Here is an 18,919-nt window from a genome sequence, read left to right as displayed (position 1 = left end):
TGTGAAATGCAAAATAACACTTTGTTAAAGTTCAATCACGAATTAACAAAGTGTTATTTTAAATAATCTTTTCGTTCACAACATTGTTTCACCAAAGGTAACTTACCGGAACTTTAACTTTATAATCCTTGGGTAAGTCCTAATATCTGATCATTCACATGTACATTACTTAATCCCCCGTGATAACAAACTACGGATGCAATGTCGAGATCCAAATACTTTTTTAATGAGAGATGAGCTACTTTTATATCGGGTGTGGTCGGGACATGAATTCCCGCGAGAATCCCGTTTACACTGTACATCGAATCCCCGGCAATAAGAGTTTTACTTTGCCTTAAATAAAGGCTGATATGACCCGGAGTATGCCCAGGCGTATGGATGACTCGAATCCTGCTGCAAAACGGAAGTTCCTGGCCATCTATTAAGATATCATCCACTTTGCCCTTCGGGGGATTCACAAGGTGACCATCTTTTAAAAGAGGGATCTCCCCCTGAATATACGGCTTATCCAGTTCGTGTGCATAGACTTTAATATGACTGCCACACTCCTGCAAAATCTCAGGAAGACTTCCTATATGATCCACATCTTGATGCGTCAAAATCACAGCTTTTAGTTGGTCAAACGACACGCCTACCTTTTCCATAGCCACGCGTAAATCTTCAATTTGCCCAGGAAATCCTGTATCTATTAATACAGCCATTTCTCGATCCCACAAAAGAATGGGGTGAATCATATTCCCATGAAAATCTAGCTGAAGCATTTCTACTCCCTGTGAAATTTCCATAATATCGGGCCTCCGTACATGTAATTGCCACCCATGCTAAAATAGGTTCATGGGGCGAATCCAACTCTGTAGCGTTGCCGTTCCTTAATGTCAATGGATACGGTGCGAATGGATGTAATAGGAATAACAAGCGTCTGATATTGCGTAACGTATTTAACGAACTTGTCGTCAATCTGATCCAATATCCCGTCGCATACATTTGTCCCATCTATAAAATGAATAGTTACTTCCTTGCCTTGTAAGCTTGCTAACATGATATCACCTCGTATTATTTCTTGAAGTTTCTTGCAGATCATTAGGTTTTGAGCATACTTTACAAAGAAGTTATCACTTGATCAATAACACCATATTCCAGTGCCTCCTGAGCGGACATGTAAAAATCCCGGTCCATATCTTTTTCGACTTTTTCAAAAGATTGCCCGGTCCGTTCAGCTGTGATACGGGTTGCCTTTTCACGCGTCCATAAAATTCGTTTTGCGCTGATCGCAATATCGCTGGCCTGACCTTGTGCGCCGCCGTGCGGCTGATGGATCATGATTTCACTGTTCGGCAACGCCGAACGTTTCCCTTTGGCGCCCGCCAGCAAAAGGATCGCGCCAAACGAAGCAGCAAATCCCGTACATATCGTGTGCACATCGGGTTTGATGTACTGCATCGTATCATAAATGGCAAATCCTGCGGAAGTAGAGCCACCCGGGCTGTTGATATACATGTAAATTTCTTTTTCCGGATCTTCTGCCGCCAGGAACAATAATTGAGCAATAATACTGTTAGCCAAATGGTCATCAATGGCTGCCCCGACAAACACAATACGATCCTTTAATAGTCTGGAATAGATATCGTACGATCTTTCACCTTGAGCAGTTTGCTCGACAACATAAGGCACATAAACACTCATTTTTTATACCCCCAATTTCCTGTTTCCAGTTGATTTCTCCTTGTAAACGAACCGAGGCCGTAAAAAGATACGGAGGCTTTAATGGGAAAACGATTTACGTAAATGGTGTAACTTTTACAACCACTTGTTCGTTTACATTGGAGGTAGCAAATGGTTTTGCTCTAGGAAAGGGCAGAATAAGACCGTGGAGGAGAGGACCTATGCGCATAGATGATTCTATACAAATGACAGATAATATAATAAACATCGAGAACTTGGAGGAATTACAGGCGGTCCTGAAACGTTACTGTCTGTCGCTTACGAAATCAAATTGGGATGCGGAAGAACTGGCTCAGGACACTTGGATCAAAGCATTAGGTAAGTTAAATAGCTTCGAGCATACAAATCCCGAAGCGCTTTTGCTACGGATTGCTAAGAACACCTGGATTGATGACATACGGAGAAAAGCAGTCTACACTCGGATATTGAATAGGGAACAAGCGAAAGTAACTGTACCCGATCATGGATCTTTTGAAATCGAGATAGCGCTGCATTCCTTAATGAATCATTTATCTCCGCTTCAGAGAACTGTTTTTTTGCTGCGAGATGTGTTTGGATATTCGATTCGTGAGACATCCGACATGCTTGAAACAACGGAGGGAGCGGTAAAAGTTGCACTCCACCGGGCACGAAAATCGCTTGGAGCAGTCAGGGAGGATCTTCTCAAAGGAGAGTTATCCTTACCGGAAAGTGAAAACTCGAAAACTTTTCTGAGAGCGTTGACGGCGGCATATCAGATGGGAGATATTGCAGCAATGGTTATGCTCTCCCATCAGGATGAAATGGAGCCGGACGTGGTGATCGGAATCGTCAATCATAAGCTGCACCGGAGTCTCGCTACAATAAAACAAACGGATTCCCATACCATGAGTATGATAGCGGCGTAGTTTGCGAAAAGAAATGCAGAGCTGATCATAGTGGTTGTTTCTGATGAAACAAGCTCCCGGTCATTCCAATTTACAGCTCTTAGCTGGGATTAAAATGAAGTATATTAAAGAAGATAGCGGAAGGGGGAAGGTTCAAATAGGTGAATTAGAAAATTTGCTAGAAGATAAGAACCTCATAGTCTTATATCATGCAATGACACGAATCGGAAAAGAAGGCTTCCGTACAGAGAAAATGATAAAAAAATGAAGTGAATTATCATTAAAAAGGGAACCCCAAGATAAACAAAAGAAGAAATATCTGGATTTGAATTTTAGATGAATTTGAAAAAAAGATGGTTTTCCGATTATTTGAAGAAGTCGAATGGTAAGAATTCCTGTTCATCTGGATGAATGTATTTAATTTAAACTTATTTCAACTCGAACCATGAGGAGAAATAAGTTTTTTCATATCTAATGGAGATAAACCAAATGAACAGGATGCGCAATCAATCGGCGCTGGAGAACGAAATGAGTGTAATATTTCAAACTGTACTTCTATTGATAACGATGCAAGAAGTCATCAACTAATTTGGCGTTTGTCATCTGAATTACGGACTGATTTTCCAGTTCCTCGGCCATATCATCATCCGTCATGGACACGAAAAAAATAATATCTTCTTTGGATTGGCCGAATTGATTAAAAAGTACATCGTCTGTTTCCTTAACTACCTTGGCCATAATTTTTATCACTTCATCTTTATAGTCAAACACATTTTCGGTTGCATACAGAAATTTGCTAATATGATTGAGATGTGTTGTATCGCCATATTGATATTCGCTTAATCCCCATCTATAATAATTTTCATCTTCCTTGCTGTTGCACAGGCCTTGGGCTTTCATGTTTGTGATATGTCTAACAAGTGATTCCTCCGTATTAACAGCAAGAAACAAGGTGATAAAATCGCTGTCTGTGCCAAAAGCACAAGCGTAAACCCGCTCATTCTTCACTTCTTCCAGTATGCTTTTAAGATCATCCAAAAATCCTGCCCTAAATCTTTCCTCAAATTCACTTAGAAAATTGCTCATCTGATTCATATACTCCTTAATGTCTCTTTTGATAAACTTAGATTATCAGATTTCTCTAATTAAAGTTAGCTGGAGTTTGTTCAATTAACTGGAAAAAATGTTTTAGAAACCCTTTTATTTGTTTAAAAAAAGTTGTTATAATTGTTAGATCAGTGTGTAGAGATATTGGTACTAGTTTTAATGACCAAAAATATATGTCGCATGATACGTCTACCATCTGAAATATTTTTATTTCGGAGGGAAACAATATGTATAAGGAAGAAAGACTGCCTCAAAACGCAAAAGAAGGTATATTATTTTTATTGATTATTTCAATTATTTCAGTAAACACGATCGCCCCGATTATTATGGGATTGGAGCGCGGCTTTAGTAAAGAAAATTATTTAGAAACGCTAAAGATTATTCCGTTTATGTGGATTATCGTTGTCTTGTTAGTAAGATTGGTTGCGGGACCGTTAGTGGGTAAAGTGATACCCAAATTCGTAGGACAAACAGATGGATTTAATGCTAGAGTTTTATTGAATACTTTATTGAATGTTACGGTCTTATCTGTTCTTCTAACCATTATAGGAACTTGGGTTGGTACGAAACAAATAAGCCTAGAACCTTTTCAGAACTTCTTTCATAGTTGGTTTAGAAATTTTGGTGTAGCATTTTGGATTGAGCTATTGATTGCTCAGCCAATAGCAAGATTTGCAATGAAAAAAATACACGCAAGACAGGCTATCCAAGAAAGAGTGTAAATCCGTAACACGATACCAAAGTCATAATAAAAAACCGCATAACAATGTGGTTTTTCGTAAATCGGTAAAGTTACAAACCATATAAAAAAAGCGCTGGTCCCAGGCTGGAACCAGCGCTTTTTCGCGTTTCAGATTACGAACTTTCGTCAAGCCAGGCAGGCCGGGTTGGCGACTTATTTCCTAAAATGACGCATTGCCGTCCGTTCGCCTCTATTCTTACTGGGCCGTTAAAATCAGTGGTCCGTCCGACGTAACTGCGATCGTATGCTCATATTGCGCTGACAACTTGCCGTCGGCCGTTCTCGCCGTCCACTGATCATCGTCGATCGTGATACGGAACGTACCTTGGTTGATCATCGGTTCAATCGTAAACACCATGCCTTCCTTTAACCGAATGCCTTTGCCGGCTACGCCGATATGCTCGTAGCTTGGCTCCTCGTGCAGGCTCCGCCCGATCCCATGCGCCAGCAGATCGCGTACGACCGAAAACCCGTTTGATTCCGCATGCTGTTGAATCGCCGACGTTATGTCGCCGAGTCGGCCCCCCGGGAGTGCCCGGGCGATCCCCAGATCCAAGCATTCCTTTGTCACCTTCATTAATTTTTGCGCTTCCGGCCGGATATTGCCCACCGCATAGCACCAGCACGAATCGCCAAACCATCCGCCGTATTCCACGACGATGTCGAGCTTCAGCAAGTCGCCGTCCATAAGCGCCTGGTTCGAAGGAATGCCGTGGGCCACCACATCGTTGACCGAAATGCAGGTTTCGGCGGGGAAACCGTTGTACCCTTTCGTAAACTGCTTGCCGCCCAGCTTGGTGATGTGTCTGGCAACAAAGTCATTGATTTCCCGGGTGGTGATCCCAGGCCCGATCAGTTTGGCCACCTCGCGGTAGCAGTCCGCAACGATTTGGCTCGCCGGCTTCATCTCTTCGATTTCCCTAGGTGATTTTAGAATGATCATTTTTGTCTATTCGCTCCTTATCAATTCTATAATTTTAAAAACCGGACGATATCTTTGGCCTCCTCGTGCAGCTTTCCGCGGCGAAGCGAAAGCGAGGCGCAGCCGACCAAGGCGGCCAGCAGCATTTCCGCGCGCTGTAGCGGATACGGCGGCTCCGCCGCGTTTCCGCCGGAAGCGGCAGTCCCGTCCACCGCATGACCGGTTTCCAGCAGCGCGGCAAGCGGCGCGAGCACCTCCCGGCGAAAGGCGGCCGAGAGCGGGGCCGAGCGCGCTTCAGGCAGCGAGGCAAAGCCCTCACCGGCCAGCTTATGCAGCAGGTACAGGGCGTGGTCCTCCGCCCAAAGCTGTAGCAGCCGAATGCCGGCGGCGGCGGCGGGGCCAAGCTCTGCGGCAGCGGCCGTTTCGCGGCTTCCGCTTTGGGAATCCGCGGCAGCCGAGTTCCCGGTGTCCGCCGCAGCAGCCAAGCCGAAATGCCCGCCCGCCGGCGCCTCCCCCGAAGCCGAAGCGCGCGGGGCCTCCAGCCATCCCCCGGCCCGCTCCAACGCGTCCCATAGCAGATCGTGGAGCAAATTGCCCTTATTACTGTAATAATGGTATACCGTGCCATAGCCGAGTCCCGCTTGGACGGCCACATCGCGGATTTCCAGTAAAGGCCCTTTATTCAAAAACACATCGGCAGCGGCTTTCCGGATTTGCGCCAGACGCCGCAGCCGGATCTCTTCGTTTTGTTCCTTCGTGCGTGGAGACATCTCGTCCGTCACCTCTTTTATTTTTGACCTGCTCTTATGTCAATATAAAACATCGGCTTGCAAATAACAAGAGTCGGGCAAACAAAAGTCCCGGCAACACCTCATAAACGAATGAAGATCAGTTATATATCAGCTCAATTTTAATGGTTGGATTGTACTGATATCATTTAGCTGGTCCCAGGTGAGCAGAAGTTATGCTATACTTGCGAAGTAAAAGGGGGTGCCTACTGATGGAGAATCTATTGGGATTGTCTGTGACTTCTTACACTCATGCAAAGCCAATTATTAGGAAAGCGTTACTTTGTATGGGGCGAAACAATTTTTAACGCTGAACAAGCTTTTTTAATATTTTTGGCTTTGCACCTTATTTTAAAGAATCAAAATAAGGGGCGAGCAAAATTGAGATATACGAATGCTACAAAAATTTTACCTAAAAAACTAATTATGGAAATTCAAAAATATGTTCAAGGAGAGACTCTGTATATTCCCAAGCCAAAAACGGAATATATGAATTGGGGCAGTTTGAGTGGCGGGAGAAGGTTGCTTGAACAGCGAAATGCCGCAATCAGAAATGCTTTTCAAAATAGCAGCAGTATCGAGCAATTAGCTAAGGAGTTTTTCCTCTCTACCGAAACCATTAAGAAAATTGTTTATTCACATAAAAATACCTAGTTTGTAAAGTGGCGTGGTACTCTACCCGCATAAATGAATTTAATTTTGGCCTCATAACGTGGTGAGCTTAGGGCGTGATCGGATGATCGCTGTGAACGACCAATCCGGTCACGTCTTTTTTATTTGGCAAAAGGTTTGATGTGTGTTCTCGCATTATCTCCCACATCCAGATTCCGAAATACGTTTTTGGCATTTCATTTTCTCTCTTGAACTTTTTACATACCGTTCTTGATCCCAAAATTCCGCTCACCCTCCCTCAATGATCCAACAGACCCATTCTATTTCAAAGGCTGTACTTCATTTTTTTATTATTGTTTTTATGCCAAAAATGATTCTAAATCGTTGTTTTCATTTATAAAGCTTATTTTAATCTTTAAAATATGAATATAAACGACAGCAACAATTGAAATATGTATTGATTCATTGTCTTTAAAACAAGAAAGCGGGGAAACGATTACTATGGGGGAGCAAAGAAGTAGAAGTAGACATCTGATTGATCCAGAAATTATCAGTGCAGTTGATTTAATACCAATAACCGACCTTACCGAATCTACACTAATGGAAGCACGTAAAAATCAATCTCAAATGATGCAACAAATAGATGTAACGCAGATGTTCCCTATTACATTAGAAAAAAAGGTTGTGCCAAGCTATTTTAGGGGTCCAGATATTCAAATAGAAATCATTAAGCCCTCACAATCAAAGCATCATAAGATGCCTCTATATTATTCGATACACGGAGGCGGGATGGTCTTAGGAAGTCCAGTCGTGGATCGTCCTGCTAATGCATCTCTTGCTTCACAACATGGTTTTTGTTGTGTATCTGTGTACTATCGCCTAGCACCAGAGCATGTACAGCCAAGTCAGTTACAGGATTGTTATTCGGGCCTAAAATGGTGTATTGAACATGCGGAAGAGTTAGGGATAGATACTCAGAAAGTTGCCGTAGGGGGCAGCAGCGCTGGCGGCGGATTGGCGGCTGGCCTAGCCTTGTACATTCGTGATCAGAAGGAATTCGAAATCCATCATCTAAGATTAATGAGGCCAATGCTAGATGATCGCACAAGCACCGCACCAGAGCATCCATACGCAGGAGAGTTTATTTGGACAAAACAAAGCAACTATTTTGGCTGGAAATCTGTATTGGGGGATGAACCGGGTCAGGAGGAGGTAAGTGAGTATTATGTGCCGGCCCGTGCTAAGTCATTGGCCGGATTACCACCGACTTATATAAATATAGGTACCCTTGATTTATTCATTGATGAGGTCTTAGTTTTTGCAAAACAACTGGCCATTGATGGTGTCTTAGTGGAATTACATGTCTATCCCGGGTACCATCATATGTCTCCCGCGTTTCCGGATGCGCATTTTTCAAAAGAAGGGGCTAGAACAAGTGAATATGCCTTACTGAAAGCTCTGGAGATGTTCTAATGAGTATAATGTTAAACTCCTCTAATAAGCTCCGACCTCAGCGTGTCAATGTCGCCAAGGTGATTGCGTTAAAACTCAAGTTGATCGTGCTGGATGAGCCGGTGAGGGAGAGGGATACTGATATATTCTAATCTGATATTATCTTTTTTCATCCCTTCCGACTTTTACCATTCATTTAGGGTAAAATAGTACCAAGCATAAAATCCAACTACGGAAGTGGTGATGTCCCATGACAACGAGCAGCAAACCGAATAGACTAGCCAAGGAAAAATCACCTTATTTGCTACAGCATGCTCACAATCCAGTAAATTGGTTCCCTTGGTCAGATGAGGCTTTTGAAACTGCTAAGCGTAATAACAAGCCTATTTTCCTATCTGTCGGCTATTCCACTTGCCATTGGTGCCATGTAATGGGGAGAGAATCTTTCGAGGATGAAGAAGTAGCTGAGGTATTAAACAGGGATTACGTATCCATTAAGGTGGATCGTGAAGAACGTCCAGATGTGGATCATATCTATATGTCCATCTGCCAGACGATGACGGGGCATGGAGGCTGGCCACTGACGATATTGATGACGCCGGATCAGAAGCCTTTTTTTGCGGGGACGTATTTGCCCAAGGAGCAGAAATTTGGCCGTGTCGGACTGTTGGAGCTGCTGGACAAGGTGGGTACCCGGTGGAAAGAACAGCCCGAAGAGCTGGTGGAGCTGAGTGAGCAGGTGCTTACCGAGCATGAGCGGCAGGACTTGCTTGCAGGTTATCGCGGTGAACTGGATGAACAGAGCTTGAATAAAGCTTTCCATGAATACAGCCACACCTTCGATAAGGAATATGGCGGCTTCGGGGAAGCTCCTAAGTTTCCTTCTCCGCATAACCTGTCTTTTTTGCTGCGATATGCACAGCATACGGGGAATCAAGAGGCACTGGAAATGGCAGAGAAGACGCTGGATGCGATGTCCCGGGGCGGAATCTACGACCATATAGGCATGGGGTTCTCACGATACTCCGTGGACGAGAAATGGTTGGTGCCGCATTTTGAAAAAATGCTGTATGACAATGCTCTGTTGGCCATCGCGTATACAGAGGCTTGGCAGGTGACAGGCAAGGAACTGTACCGACGGATTACAGAACAAATCTTTACATATATCACAAGAGACATGACGGATGCAGGTGGTGCCTTTTATTCGGCGGAAGATGCAGATTCCGAAGGAGAAGAGGGGAGATTCTACGTCTGGGACGATTCCGAGGTAAGGGCTGTATTGGGCGATAAGGATGCCGCCTTTTTCAACGATTTGTATGGAATTACACCTTACGGAAATTTTGAAGGCCACAACATTCCAAACCTGATTGATATCAATCTGGAAGCCTATGGGATCAAGCATGACTTGACTGAGCAGGAACTGGAGCAGCGGGTTAGTGAGCTACGCGCCAAGCTGTTTGCTGCCAGAGAGCAACGTGTTCATCCTCACAAGGATGACAAGATTTTGACCTCGTGGAACGGGTTGATGATTGCTGCTCTGGCGAAGGCGGGACAAGCTTTTGGAGACACGAGATATACAGAGCAAGCTCGGAAGGCTGAGACGTTTTTGTGGAACCATTTGAGACAGGAGAACGGACGGCTGTTGGCACGTTATCGGGACGGAGAAGCAGCTTATCCCGGTTATGTAGATGATTATGCTTTTTATGTGTGGGGCTTGATCGAGTTATACCAGGCGACCTTCGATATAGAGTATCTGCAACGGGCGTTGACGCTCAATCAAAATATGATCGATTTGTTCTGGGATGAGGAACGGGACGGATTATTCTTTTATGGGTCAGATAGTGAGCAGCTAATTGCCAAGCCTAAAGAAATCTATGACGGTGCGATTCCGTCGGGTAACAGCATCGCGGCCTATAATTTTGTGAGGCTTGCGCGGCTAACGGGTGAATCTCAATTAGAGAACTATGCAGCCAAGCAGTTTAAGGCTTTTGGCGGTATGGTTGCTCATTACCCGTCAGGCCACTCCGCGTTGCTCAGCGCGTTGTTGTATGCGACGGGAACGACGAAGGAGATTGTGATTGTAGGTCATAGGGACGATCTGCAGACCGTACAGTTCATTCAGGCAGTTCGAGCTGGGTTCAGGCCGAATACGGTCGTTATTTTGAAGGATGAAGGACAGTCGGAGATTGCAGAGACGGTTTCTTATATCCGTGATTACAATCTTGTGGAAGGCAAACCAGCCGTATATGTGTGTGAGCATTTTACCTGTCAGGCACCTGTTACCAGGCTTGAAGATCTGAAGGTGTTGTTGGATTGAACTGAATAAAGCGATCAAACTTAATCCCCTTGGGGGTAGTAAGCATATGGTGATTATCGAAAATGACCCTATGTTTGCTACATTCAAGGGGATTATTTTCATGTTAAGAGGTAGGTATAGTGAAATGAAACTAATATTTTCTTAACATGTGCTACGCATTTTTTTTAATATTTTTTAGGTATATTATATCAAAGAACCGGTTCCGACCAGCCTTGCTGTTTTCGAAAATAAGTACATATACCTATTTAACTAGCGTGTTTATATCTTTTATGTCCAAGCGTTTTAGCAGCAGATGTGAAAAATGTGAAAGAGAGTCTGTCGGGTGATTGTCATCATCGGCAAGACGAAGAGGTTCACCATAGGTTAGGAAATCTAGGTAATGAAATGGAGATGTTTATTAATGAAGAAGTTATCGGGAAAAAAGTGGCTAGTCGCAAGGATGCTCAGCAAAAATTTTAAAACGAAGCTAATGGTCGCCTTTATTGCCTTTCTGATTTTACCGTCCATGATCGTGGGGGCTTTGTCGTTTGTGAGCGCCAGTCAGCAGATTCGAAACCAGATTGAAGAAAGTGCCGAGCAGGCTATCATCCGCACTAATTTTATTATTGATAGTACTATCGAACCCAAGGTACATGACGCAGAATATTTTGCAGAAAGACTAAAAGGCAATCGGGTAGAGACGGAGGAACAAGCGGCCAAACTGGAAGAATTTTTCAAACAATATGCTGCACTTCATCCTGAAGCAGAATCCATCTCTTATGGTACGAAGGATGGTAAATTTATAACCTATCCACAGAAGCAATTACCGGACAATTATGATCCACGGGTCAGACCTTGGTACGATGAAGCGATAAAAGAGCAAGCAAAGACAGCGATTAGTTCTCCCTATCTTTCGGCAAGCTCGAAGCAAATGACGGTTACGGTGTCCCGGGCAACGTCAGATGGATCGGGTGTTATTGGCATTGACCTGAAAATTAGTGGTATTAAAGAGACGTTGAACAATATTAAAGTAGGTCATGAAGGTTATGCCATATTGCTGGACAGCAACCATACCTACATTGTACATCCGACGAAGGAAGCAGGCACCAAAATTACAGATATTGAATCACGCATGTTTCAGAGCGATACTGGTGAATACGAGTATGAGTATGAAGGCCAGCCCAAATATATGAACTATGCGACTAACAAGCTGACTGGCTGGAAGATAGGCGGAACGCTGTATTTGTCTGAAGTCGATGAAGCAGCAGGACCGATTTTGATCAGCACTTTACTAACCATCGTCGGTTGTCTTGTGATTGGTATTATCATTGTTTATTTCCTGATTCGTTCCATCATCAAACCGATTTTAAAGTTAAAAGAACAAGCGGTAAATGTGAGCGCCGGAGATCTAACACAGGACATTCAAGTAAAGAGCGAGGACGAGATCGGAGAATTAGGAGTGGCTTTTCAAAATATGCAGAATAACCTGCGATCTGTCATTCAGAACGTAGGGAACAGTGCAGATCATGTCGCAATTTCTTCGAATGAACTCACAATAAGCGCGGAACAAACCAGTGCTGCAAGTGAGCAGGTGTCCCAGGCTGTGCAAGAAATTGCCAGTGGTGCAGAGAAGCAGACTACAGGGCTGGAAAATAATTCGGTGGCCCTGGATGAAATTGCACAAGGGATCACCCAAATTGCTGAACGATCGATTTTGGTAGCTGATTTGGCCAAACGATCTGCCTTGCAAGCCGAGGAAGGACGAAAGTCTGTTGAGCAGACAGGCGAGCAAATGAATTCCATTCATCAATCAGTAGAGCGTTCCAACCAGATGATTCAAACCTTGCAAGCCCGCTCTCATGAAATCGGTGAAATTACGAAGGTTATCGGTGATATCTCCAATCAGACAAACCTGCTGGCATTGAATGCAGCTATTGAGGCAGCCAGAGCGGGTGATCATGGAAAAGGCTTTGCCGTCGTTGCTGATGAGGTGCGTAAGCTGGCAGAGCAGTCTCAGACATCCGCCACACAGATTGCCACCTTGATTGCCGAAATTCAGCATGAAACCGAAACAACAGTGAAGACGATGGACAGGGTCACGACTGAGGTGCAGGATGGACTGCAGATTTCCAAAGCAACCATTGTCAAGCTAGGTCATGCGATGGAAGGCATTCGAGAGACAACGCCTCAGGTAGAGGAGGTCGCTGCGATTGCAGAGCAAATATCAGCCAGTGTACAAGAAATTGCAGCGACAGCCAACGAGCTGGCGACGATTGCAACCGGTAATGCCGCCACATCTGAGGAAGTTGCTGCCTCCTCACAAGAGCAACTGGCTTCCATGGAGGAAATATCAGCTTCTGCACAGTTGCTTTCAACCATGGCTGCTGATTTGAAGGTAATGATCAGTCGTTTCAAATATTAAAATGAACTTGAACCCTATGGAATGTATAGTACAATGAATGCTCGGGACAGTTCTTTAAGCCTTATGGCATAAGGAATCTGTCCTGAGTTTTTTTATATTTTCGATATCTCACAAAACATGGAAGATTATAAGGGGGCGAACACTTGGTTCGAGATTTAGTGCTATATGCTATCTTGATATTATTGTTAGTTTTGATTTTTCAGCGGCAGCTTGTTCGTCAGGCGATTACAGGTGTTTTTTATGGAGTGGCAGGAATTCTGTTCTTATATTTTGGCATAAGTGATAAAACACTGCTGACCTGCGTGCTGGAGCTGGGGATGGGTCTAATGTTCATGACGCTGTTTGTGCACGCTTTAACCACCGCTAAGTATTCATATGGACAACGTTTGTTAGACAAAGATCGTGACCTGCTGAATTTACTTCGGGTTCAACCTGGCTTTACCTTTAGGCTGGAGAAAAGTGGTGATGAATTTTATTATAGGCTGCTTGAAGGTGAATTGCTGGAGCGCGTGGGTCTGAATCTACAAGTCAACTACAATAAAAGGGAGCATGTGAAGCGTCTCGGGGACATTTTGGAGCTTTCCTCTGAAACGATGGAGCAGCTAAGTCAATACTACAAACAGGCCTGGTTCGGTGATCGGACCGTATTTGAATTGGAGTTTTGGGAATATTCGGCTCTCATTACCTTACATCCGGTTAGGGAGGACGGGAATACCAGGCATGTTATCGGTCACGTGTTGGATATTACAGAGTATAAAGCCTCTGAGCAGAAGCGAAAGGAGATGGACGAGGCTAACCGTGCGAAAAGCACTTTTTTGGCTCATATGAGTCACGAAATTCGCACCCCGCTGAATGGAATCATCGGTCTGTCAAAGCTGTTAAATAAGACTGAACTGACTGCCGTTCAAAGAGATTACCTCCACAAGCTTCTCGCTTCCTCTCGTACCCTTTCATCCATGCTCAGTAACGTATTGGACTTTTCCAAAATGGAAGCCGGCAGTCTGGAACTGGAAAAGGTAGAATTCGAGCCGGAAAAAATGCTTCGGCATCTCGCAGATACCGTTGGAACTTTACTTGAAGATAAGGAAATAGAGGTCGTATTTATAACGGACCCGGCGTTACCGAAAAGCTTTAAGGGAGACCCGCTTCGAATGGAGCAGGTGCTTTCAAATCTTCTGACCAACGCCATCAAGTTTACGGATCAGGGACATGTATTGTTACAGGTAAAAATGCTAAGTCAGCAGGAAGGGCGAGTAGGCGTTTCTTTTATGGTAGAAGATACGGGCATAGGAATTTCCGAGACGTGTATAGACAAGCTATTCGTCCCTTTTATCCAGGCGAGTACATCAACCAGCCGCAGATATGGGGGCTCTGGGCTGGGTTTGGCCATTAGCAAGCATTTGGCTGAAGCTATGGGCGGGAAAGTAGAGGTGAAAAGTCGATTAGGAGAGTACAGTCAATTTTACTTTAATGTCGAGCTGGAAAATGGGGAATTGAATGCAGGAAGCACACGAATAGAAAAACAAATCAAAGGCAAAGCCTTAATTGTTGCGCAGCATGAACTGGTGAGATACAGCTTGAACGAACTACTGCAAGACTTGGGATTAAAAACATTCACTAATTCATCCTTCCAAGAAAGTGTGGACGCTTTTCAAAAGGGTGAGCATTTTGATTATGTTATCATCGATATGGGGATGGAAGGTTTGAGAGAACTGGACTCCCGGAGGCAGTGGCTTCAAATGCTGGATAGGCAGATAACTCAGATTATTGGACTTACAACCGTGTTTCAGATGGAAACAATAGCTGCAGGGGACATGAATCATAGTGTGGATGCCTTTTTGTCCAAGCCCGTTACCCGAAACGCTCTGCTGGAGGTTCTCTGCTGGAAGAAGGAACAGTCAGTGCCAGCAGATGGTAATACTCTGGAGACTCATGCGACGATGAGTTCCCACAATGAGATAGGGGATACAACACAGAAGTATCAAATTCTCATAGCAGAGGATAACGAAATTAACCAGGTGGTGATTACCGAGTTTTTAGCAGAGCGTAACTTTGAGGTAACGATGGTCACGAACGGAAGAGAACTAATAGCGTTACTGGAACTGCGTTACTGGGATATGGTGCTGCTTGATTTGCATATGCCAGAGATGGATGGTTTTGAGACGGCGAGGCATATTCGGAGAAACAAAGCTTTTAACAGGCTTCCCATTATCGCTTTTACCGCTGATGCTGTGCAGCATGAACAGGAAGTTTGTCTTCGTGCTGGTATTAATGCCGTGTTGTTCAAGCCTGTCCATGAACTGACCGCTGCTAGAGTATTAACTAGCTGGATTAATTTAGCGTGGCTGCAAGATTTACATGGTATTCACGCTGAGCAGTCGATAGCAGGCATGGATGGCAAGGTGTATATTTTTCAATTTGCCCTTTATAAATGGATACAGGAATACCAGTATCTCGATAAAAGAGTTGTGAGAAAAATGGACAATGGGCAGTTATCTTCTGCTCTTCGATTAATCCACTCACTTAAGGGAGGAACGGGGAACCTGTGCGCGCCTGAGTTGCTGGCAAAGGTAATAGAGCTGGAAAAGGCATTGAAGCGCAGCAATGAAACCTCAACAGGAGCACTGTATCCAGACTGGAAAAAGCATCTGAGCACGGTTCAGAAGGATATTAACCAAATCAAGTCATCACTTCCCTGGAGCTGACCGTGTTATTGCATAAATTTGTAGCCGATTCCCCAGATGGTCTTGATTAATTGCGGTTTCTTAGGGTCTTTTTCGATTTTTCTGCGTAAATGGTTAATATGTACGTCCACAGCCCTTTCATTAATAAAGGAGTCTGTGCCACGGAGAGCCTGAATCAAAGCATACCTGCTGAATACAATTCCCCGGTTCAAATAAAAAAGCTTCATGAGCTCAAATTCTGAATATGTTGTCTCCACATTCTGTCCGTTAACGGTAATCATTCTTCTCGCTAGATCCAAAGTAATGCCGGTTTCAGGTTCAGGTGCTCTGCCTCTTCCTTGCAAGCGCGTGATTTCAATACGACGGAAAAGAGCCTCCATCCGTGCTTTTAGCTCTTGCATACTAAAAGGCTTGCAAATATAATCATCTGCTCCCAACGTAAGTGTACGAATACGCTCTGATATGTTGTTTTCTGTAGAAATCACGATGATGGGCACGTCCGTATGCTTGCGTATGAGTGGGCAGGGATTTACCCCATCCAAATCTGGAAGCAGCAGATCCAGCAAAATAATATCGGGCTGTACGATCTCAAGCCGGGCAATACCCTCAGACGCTTGTTCCACTCGAGTAACGTTGTAGTCTTCTCCTGTTAAATACAAGGAAAGGGTCTCTCCCAACATATTGTCATCTTCAATAATTAAAACATTAGACATGATCATATTTCCTTATCTTTCTATCAAATTCGAGCCAAATAGTTAGGATAACTGCAATGTTTACAACAAGTTTTTGGCAGGTCCTGTTGATAGAGTAAACTCCTTTGGACAGTCTGTCAAAAGATCAGGTTTGTTGTGACAATCCTGTGGACAATTAGTCCAGATGTATATCTATTTGATATGGAAATGTACTATTTTTGAGATTTATTACTATAATACGACATTTTTCGTTTTCTTTTAACAATATACTACAAGCCATTGATGATAAATTACAAAAATTTAACAAAACACATCAGAAACATGCATTGACTTAAATGAAAATTATGGTATTTTATTACATAGGAGTTGACATCCTCTGATAGGCCTCTTAGAAAAACCCACTATTTAATCTTCTACTAACATACTCTCATGTGCTATCTCTGTATTTAATTTTCGTACTTTAATTGTTCTTGTGATCATACTTATGATTCTTTGGTGTGGATATCCCAGTGTGAATTCAGACTGTCTACTCATTTAGATTACATATTTACATTTTTTTTGCTTTCCATGCTTGTATTTTTTAAAATCAGGTCAGCGGGAGGACGAGAGATCATGAACACATTCGAAGCGCTGGAGTCCAATGTAAGATCCTATTGCAGAAGTTTTCCAGTTGTTTTCAACAAAGCTAAAAACGATGTACTGTACACGGAGGCAGGCAAGGGTTATATTGACTTTTTTGCTGGGGCAGGGGCTTTGAACTATGGGCATAATAATGATTTTATGAAAAACCGGATATTGGATTATTTAAGTTCCGATCGGATTATGCATGGTCTGGATATGTACACGACAGCTAAGCAAGAGTTTATTGAGTCTTTTTCAGAGCGTATTCTCCAGCCCAAGGGCTTGAATTATAAGCTGCAATTTTGCGGACCGACCGGAACCAATGCGGTGGAAGCAGCACTGAAACTTGCACGCAAGGTGAAAAACAGAAATGGTATTTTCGCTTTTATGGGCGCGTTCCACGGAATGTCGCTGGGTAGTTTATCTATTACCAGCAACAACTCCATGCGAGAGAGCGCAGGGGTTCCCCTGAACAATGTTACCTTCATACCTTATAACAGCACATTTAACGGAATGGATACCATTTTGTATATGGAGCAGCTTTTAACAGACACCCACTCGGGTGTGGAAAAGCCTGCCGCGATCATTTTGGAAACGGTACAGGCTGAAGGCGGTATTCATATTGCAGATACCGAATGGCTGCGTGATTTGCGACAGCTGTGCGATGACCATGATATTTTGCTCATTGTTGACGATATTCAAGTCGGTTGCGGTCGAGTTGGTTCGTTCTTCTCATTCGAGCGGGCGGGAATTGTTCCTGATATGGTTGTTTTGTCCAAATCGATCAGTGGATACGGTTTGCCAATGTCTCTGTTGCTACTCAAGCCAGAATTGGATATATGGAGTCCAGGTGAGCATAACGGCACCTTCCGTGGAAATCAGCTTGCTTTTGTCGGGGCAAAGGCTGCGCTGGAGTTCAGAGATACGGTAGAGCTGGAAGCACAAGTGAAGGAAAAAGAGGCTTTTGTTCAGCAGTTCTTGCGTGAACATATCCAATCGATAGATCCTCTAATTGAAATTCGCGGCATGGGACTAATCTGGGGAATTGATGTATCCCATCTGGGAGAAGCGTTCGCCAAGGAGGTAGCGACTCTCTGCTTTAGTAGGGGACTCATTATTGAACGTGCTGGGCGTAACGATACGGTAATTAAAATCATGCCAGCGTTAACGATAAGCTTGGAAAACTTGCGTAAGGGCTGCGACATTATTAAAGAAAGTATGGCACAGGTAACCAGTACGTTGGTTACGATGTAAATCGATCAGTAAAGCCCCTTGGCTGGAGCTGCCGTCTGCTGTAAAGCAGGTATGGCAGGCGCCGTCCAAGGGGCTTTCTAGTAAAAAATTAAGAAATAACCGTTTGCGCGTATTTTTGTGCGGATTGCTCTAGTTGCTCATCGGTCAAAACTGCAGCACCATATTGTACGAAATAAGGGAGCAATTTGACACCAATCATATGGCCTGTAGCTTCCAGAGGTCTCAACAGCTCTTCGATCGTATACCTGTTCCGTCCGTCATGTTGGTAATTTTCCTCAACGCTGGCAGCAGACAAGGCGATCAACAACTCTTTGCCCTGTAGCTTGCCACCTTCGCTTCCATAAGCCCAGCCGTAGGTTAGAACCTTATCCAGCCATTTTTTCAGTAGGGAAGGAGTGCTGTACCAGTAAAAAGGGAATTGCAGAACGATACGGTCATGCTGCTCTAGCAGTTCCTGCTCCTGGGCGACATTGATTTGCTCATCAGGATATACTTCATACAGGTTGTGAACGGTCACGCCGGATTGTTTCTTGAGTTCTTGCACCCATCTTTTGTTAATGCGAGATTCCGCAAGATCAGGGTGAACGACAATAACGAGGGTTGACATTTAAAAAACCATCTCCTTCGAACTTATTTATTGTTAGTAAATAACCAATACATATGTAACTATTTTAGTTTCAACTTATGGAATTGTCAACTCTATTACATTTTAAGTTCTATATTCAAAAGACTCCGGCAA

General features: G+C 43.9%; 18 protein-coding genes. 10 read left to right on the top strand and 8 right to left on the bottom strand.

Annotation, left to right across the window (positions count from 1 at the left end; genetic code table 11):
* Positions 1 to 119: 119 nt before the first annotated feature.
* Genes MHB54_RS27585 through clpP form a run of 3 tightly spaced genes read right to left on the bottom strand, consistent with a single transcriptional unit; the run spans position 120 to position 1,683 of the window.
* Positions 120 to 785, bottom strand: a complete 666-nt coding sequence (locus tag MHB54_RS27585; RefSeq protein WP_264453797.1) for an MBL fold metallo-hydrolase — start codon at positions 783 to 785, stop codon at positions 120 to 122.
* A 47-nt stretch (positions 786 to 832) separates the two neighbouring features.
* On the bottom strand, positions 833 to 1,039 hold the full coding sequence (locus MHB54_RS27580; RefSeq protein ID WP_053326565.1) for a hypothetical protein: 207 nt from the start codon (positions 1,037 to 1,039) through the stop codon (positions 833 to 835).
* A gap of 59 nt (positions 1,040 to 1,098) precedes the next feature.
* A complete protein-coding gene (gene clpP, locus MHB54_RS27575) occupies positions 1,099 to 1,683 on the bottom strand; it encodes an ATP-dependent Clp endopeptidase proteolytic subunit ClpP (protein ID WP_013310269.1) in 585 nt (194 codons plus the stop codon).
* 200 nt (positions 1,684 to 1,883) lie between these two features.
* On the opposite strand from clpP, the gene MHB54_RS27570 reads away from it, so the two are divergent.
* The gene (locus tag MHB54_RS27570; protein WP_068939465.1) at positions 1,884 to 2,609 is read left to right on the top strand and encodes an RNA polymerase sigma factor; all 726 of its coding nucleotides are present in this window, start codon (positions 1,884 to 1,886) and stop codon (positions 2,607 to 2,609) included.
* Between the two features lie 43 nt (positions 2,610 to 2,652).
* Positions 2,653 to 2,856, top strand: a complete 204-nt coding sequence (locus MHB54_RS27565; RefSeq protein WP_068939464.1) for a hypothetical protein — start codon at positions 2,653 to 2,655, stop codon at positions 2,854 to 2,856.
* A gap of 287 nt (positions 2,857 to 3,143) precedes the next feature.
* Here MHB54_RS27565 and MHB54_RS27560 read toward each other — a convergent pair whose 3' ends face one another.
* Positions 3,144 to 3,674, bottom strand: coding sequence for a DUF4303 domain-containing protein (locus tag MHB54_RS27560; protein WP_068939463.1), 531 nt, complete (start codon positions 3,672 to 3,674; stop codon positions 3,144 to 3,146).
* Positions 3,675 to 3,922: 248 nt separating this feature from the next.
* Between MHB54_RS27560 and MHB54_RS27555 the strand changes: the two genes are divergently transcribed.
* Positions 3,923 to 4,417, top strand: coding sequence for a hypothetical protein (locus tag MHB54_RS27555; RefSeq protein ID WP_053325395.1), 495 nt, complete (start codon positions 3,923 to 3,925; stop codon positions 4,415 to 4,417).
* Between the two features lie 216 nt (positions 4,418 to 4,633).
* Here MHB54_RS27555 and map read toward each other — a convergent pair whose 3' ends face one another.
* Together map and MHB54_RS27545 are read right to left on the bottom strand one after the other, a co-directional pair.
* A complete protein-coding gene (gene map, locus MHB54_RS27550) occupies positions 4,634 to 5,380 on the bottom strand; it encodes a type I methionyl aminopeptidase (RefSeq protein ID WP_068939459.1) in 747 nt (248 codons plus the stop codon).
* Positions 5,381 to 5,406: 26 nt separating this feature from the next.
* Positions 5,407 to 6,129, bottom strand: a complete 723-nt coding sequence (locus tag MHB54_RS27545; protein ID WP_068939457.1) for a TetR/AcrR family transcriptional regulator — start codon at positions 6,127 to 6,129, stop codon at positions 5,407 to 5,409.
* Positions 6,130 to 6,528: 399 nt separating this feature from the next.
* Here MHB54_RS27545 and MHB54_RS27540 point away from each other — a divergent pair, with 399 nt between their 5' ends.
* From MHB54_RS27540 to MHB54_RS27515, 6 genes are all read left to right on the top strand, one after another.
* On the top strand, positions 6,529 to 6,801 hold the full coding sequence (locus MHB54_RS27540; protein ID WP_068939476.1) for a CD3324 family protein: 273 nt from the start codon (positions 6,529 to 6,531) through the stop codon (positions 6,799 to 6,801).
* Positions 6,802 to 7,260: 459 nt separating this feature from the next.
* Complete coding sequence (locus tag MHB54_RS27535) at positions 7,261 to 8,232, top strand: alpha/beta hydrolase fold domain-containing protein (RefSeq protein WP_068939455.1); 972 nt, start codon at positions 7,261 to 7,263, stop codon at positions 8,230 to 8,232.
* The gene (locus MHB54_RS27530) at positions 8,232 to 8,363 is read left to right on the top strand and encodes a hypothetical protein (RefSeq protein ID WP_256253353.1); all 132 of its coding nucleotides are present in this window, start codon (positions 8,232 to 8,234) and stop codon (positions 8,361 to 8,363) included. Before MHB54_RS27535 ends, MHB54_RS27530 begins: the two co-directional genes overlap by 1 nt.
* A gap of 98 nt (positions 8,364 to 8,461) precedes the next feature.
* Entirely contained in the window at positions 8,462 to 10,528 is a 2,067-nt protein-coding gene (locus tag MHB54_RS27525) for a thioredoxin domain-containing protein (protein WP_071558773.1), read from the top strand.
* A gap of 400 nt (positions 10,529 to 10,928) precedes the next feature.
* The gene (locus MHB54_RS27520) at positions 10,929 to 12,929 is read left to right on the top strand and encodes a methyl-accepting chemotaxis protein (RefSeq protein WP_023988532.1); all 2,001 of its coding nucleotides are present in this window, start codon (positions 10,929 to 10,931) and stop codon (positions 12,927 to 12,929) included.
* Positions 12,930 to 13,072: 143 nt separating this feature from the next.
* On the top strand, positions 13,073 to 15,634 hold the full coding sequence (locus MHB54_RS27515; protein ID WP_023988533.1) for a hybrid sensor histidine kinase/response regulator: 2,562 nt from the start codon (positions 13,073 to 13,075) through the stop codon (positions 15,632 to 15,634).
* Between the two features lie 5 nt (positions 15,635 to 15,639).
* On the opposite strand, the gene MHB54_RS27510 is transcribed toward MHB54_RS27515, so the two are convergent.
* A complete protein-coding gene (locus MHB54_RS27510) occupies positions 15,640 to 16,326 on the bottom strand; it encodes a response regulator transcription factor (protein ID WP_023988534.1) in 687 nt (228 codons plus the stop codon).
* A 591-nt stretch (positions 16,327 to 16,917) separates the two neighbouring features.
* Here MHB54_RS27510 and ectB point away from each other — a divergent pair.
* Entirely contained in the window at positions 16,918 to 18,180 is a 1,263-nt protein-coding gene (ectB, locus tag MHB54_RS27505) for a diaminobutyrate--2-oxoglutarate transaminase (protein ID WP_023988535.1), read from the top strand.
* An 88-nt stretch (positions 18,181 to 18,268) separates the two neighbouring features.
* Here the strand turns inward: ectB and MHB54_RS27500 are convergent, their stop codons facing one another.
* Positions 18,269 to 18,787, bottom strand: a complete 519-nt coding sequence (locus tag MHB54_RS27500; RefSeq protein WP_028541334.1) for an NAD(P)H-dependent oxidoreductase — start codon at positions 18,785 to 18,787, stop codon at positions 18,269 to 18,271.
* Positions 18,788 to 18,919 lie beyond the last annotated feature (132 nt).

Source organism: Paenibacillus sp. FSL M7-0802 (genome assembly GCF_038004945.1).
Classification (GTDB): Bacteria; Bacillota; Bacilli; order Paenibacillales; family Paenibacillaceae; genus Paenibacillus; species Paenibacillus polymyxa_B.
The sequence above is the reverse complement of the archived record's forward strand: the minus strand, read 5'-3'. Positions and strand labels throughout refer to the sequence as shown.

Bases quoted from the DNA above. Each gene is read 5' to 3' on its own strand.
- MHB54_RS27585 (WP_264453797.1), bottom strand. From the start codon at position 785: ATGGAAATTTCACAGGGAGTAGAAATGCTTCAGCTAGATTTTCATGGG.
- MHB54_RS27580 (WP_053326565.1), bottom strand. From the start codon at position 1,039: ATGTTAGCAAGCTTACAAGGCAAGGAAGTAACTATTCATTTTATAGAT.
- clpP (WP_013310269.1), bottom strand. From the start codon at position 1,683: ATGAGTGTTTATGTGCCTTATGTTGTCGAGCAAACTGCTCAAGGTGAA.
- MHB54_RS27570 (WP_068939465.1), top strand. From the start codon at position 1,884: ATGCGCATAGATGATTCTATACAAATGACAGATAATATAATAAACATC.
- MHB54_RS27565 (WP_068939464.1), top strand. From the start codon at position 2,653: ATGAAACAAGCTCCCGGTCATTCCAATTTACAGCTCTTAGCTGGGATT.
- MHB54_RS27560 (WP_068939463.1), bottom strand. From the start codon at position 3,674: ATGAGCAATTTTCTAAGTGAATTTGAGGAAAGATTTAGGGCAGGATTT.
- MHB54_RS27555 (WP_053325395.1), top strand. From the start codon at position 3,923: ATGTATAAGGAAGAAAGACTGCCTCAAAACGCAAAAGAAGGTATATTA.
- map (WP_068939459.1), bottom strand. From the start codon at position 5,380: ATGATCATTCTAAAATCACCTAGGGAAATCGAAGAGATGAAGCCGGCG.
- MHB54_RS27545 (WP_068939457.1), bottom strand. From the start codon at position 6,129: ATGTCTCCACGCACGAAGGAACAAAACGAAGAGATCCGGCTGCGGCGT.
- MHB54_RS27535 (WP_068939455.1), top strand. From the start codon at position 7,261: ATGGGGGAGCAAAGAAGTAGAAGTAGACATCTGATTGATCCAGAAATT.
- MHB54_RS27530 (WP_256253353.1), top strand. From the start codon at position 8,232: ATGAGTATAATGTTAAACTCCTCTAATAAGCTCCGACCTCAGCGTGTC.
- MHB54_RS27525 (WP_071558773.1), top strand. From the start codon at position 8,462: ATGACAACGAGCAGCAAACCGAATAGACTAGCCAAGGAAAAATCACCT.
- MHB54_RS27520 (WP_023988532.1), top strand. From the start codon at position 10,929: ATGAAGAAGTTATCGGGAAAAAAGTGGCTAGTCGCAAGGATGCTCAGC.
- MHB54_RS27510 (WP_023988534.1), bottom strand. From the start codon at position 16,326: ATGTCTAATGTTTTAATTATTGAAGATGACAATATGTTGGGAGAGACC.
- ectB (WP_023988535.1), top strand. From the start codon at position 16,918: ATGAACACATTCGAAGCGCTGGAGTCCAATGTAAGATCCTATTGCAGA.
- MHB54_RS27500 (WP_028541334.1), bottom strand. From the start codon at position 18,787: ATGTCAACCCTCGTTATTGTCGTTCACCCTGATCTTGCGGAATCTCGC.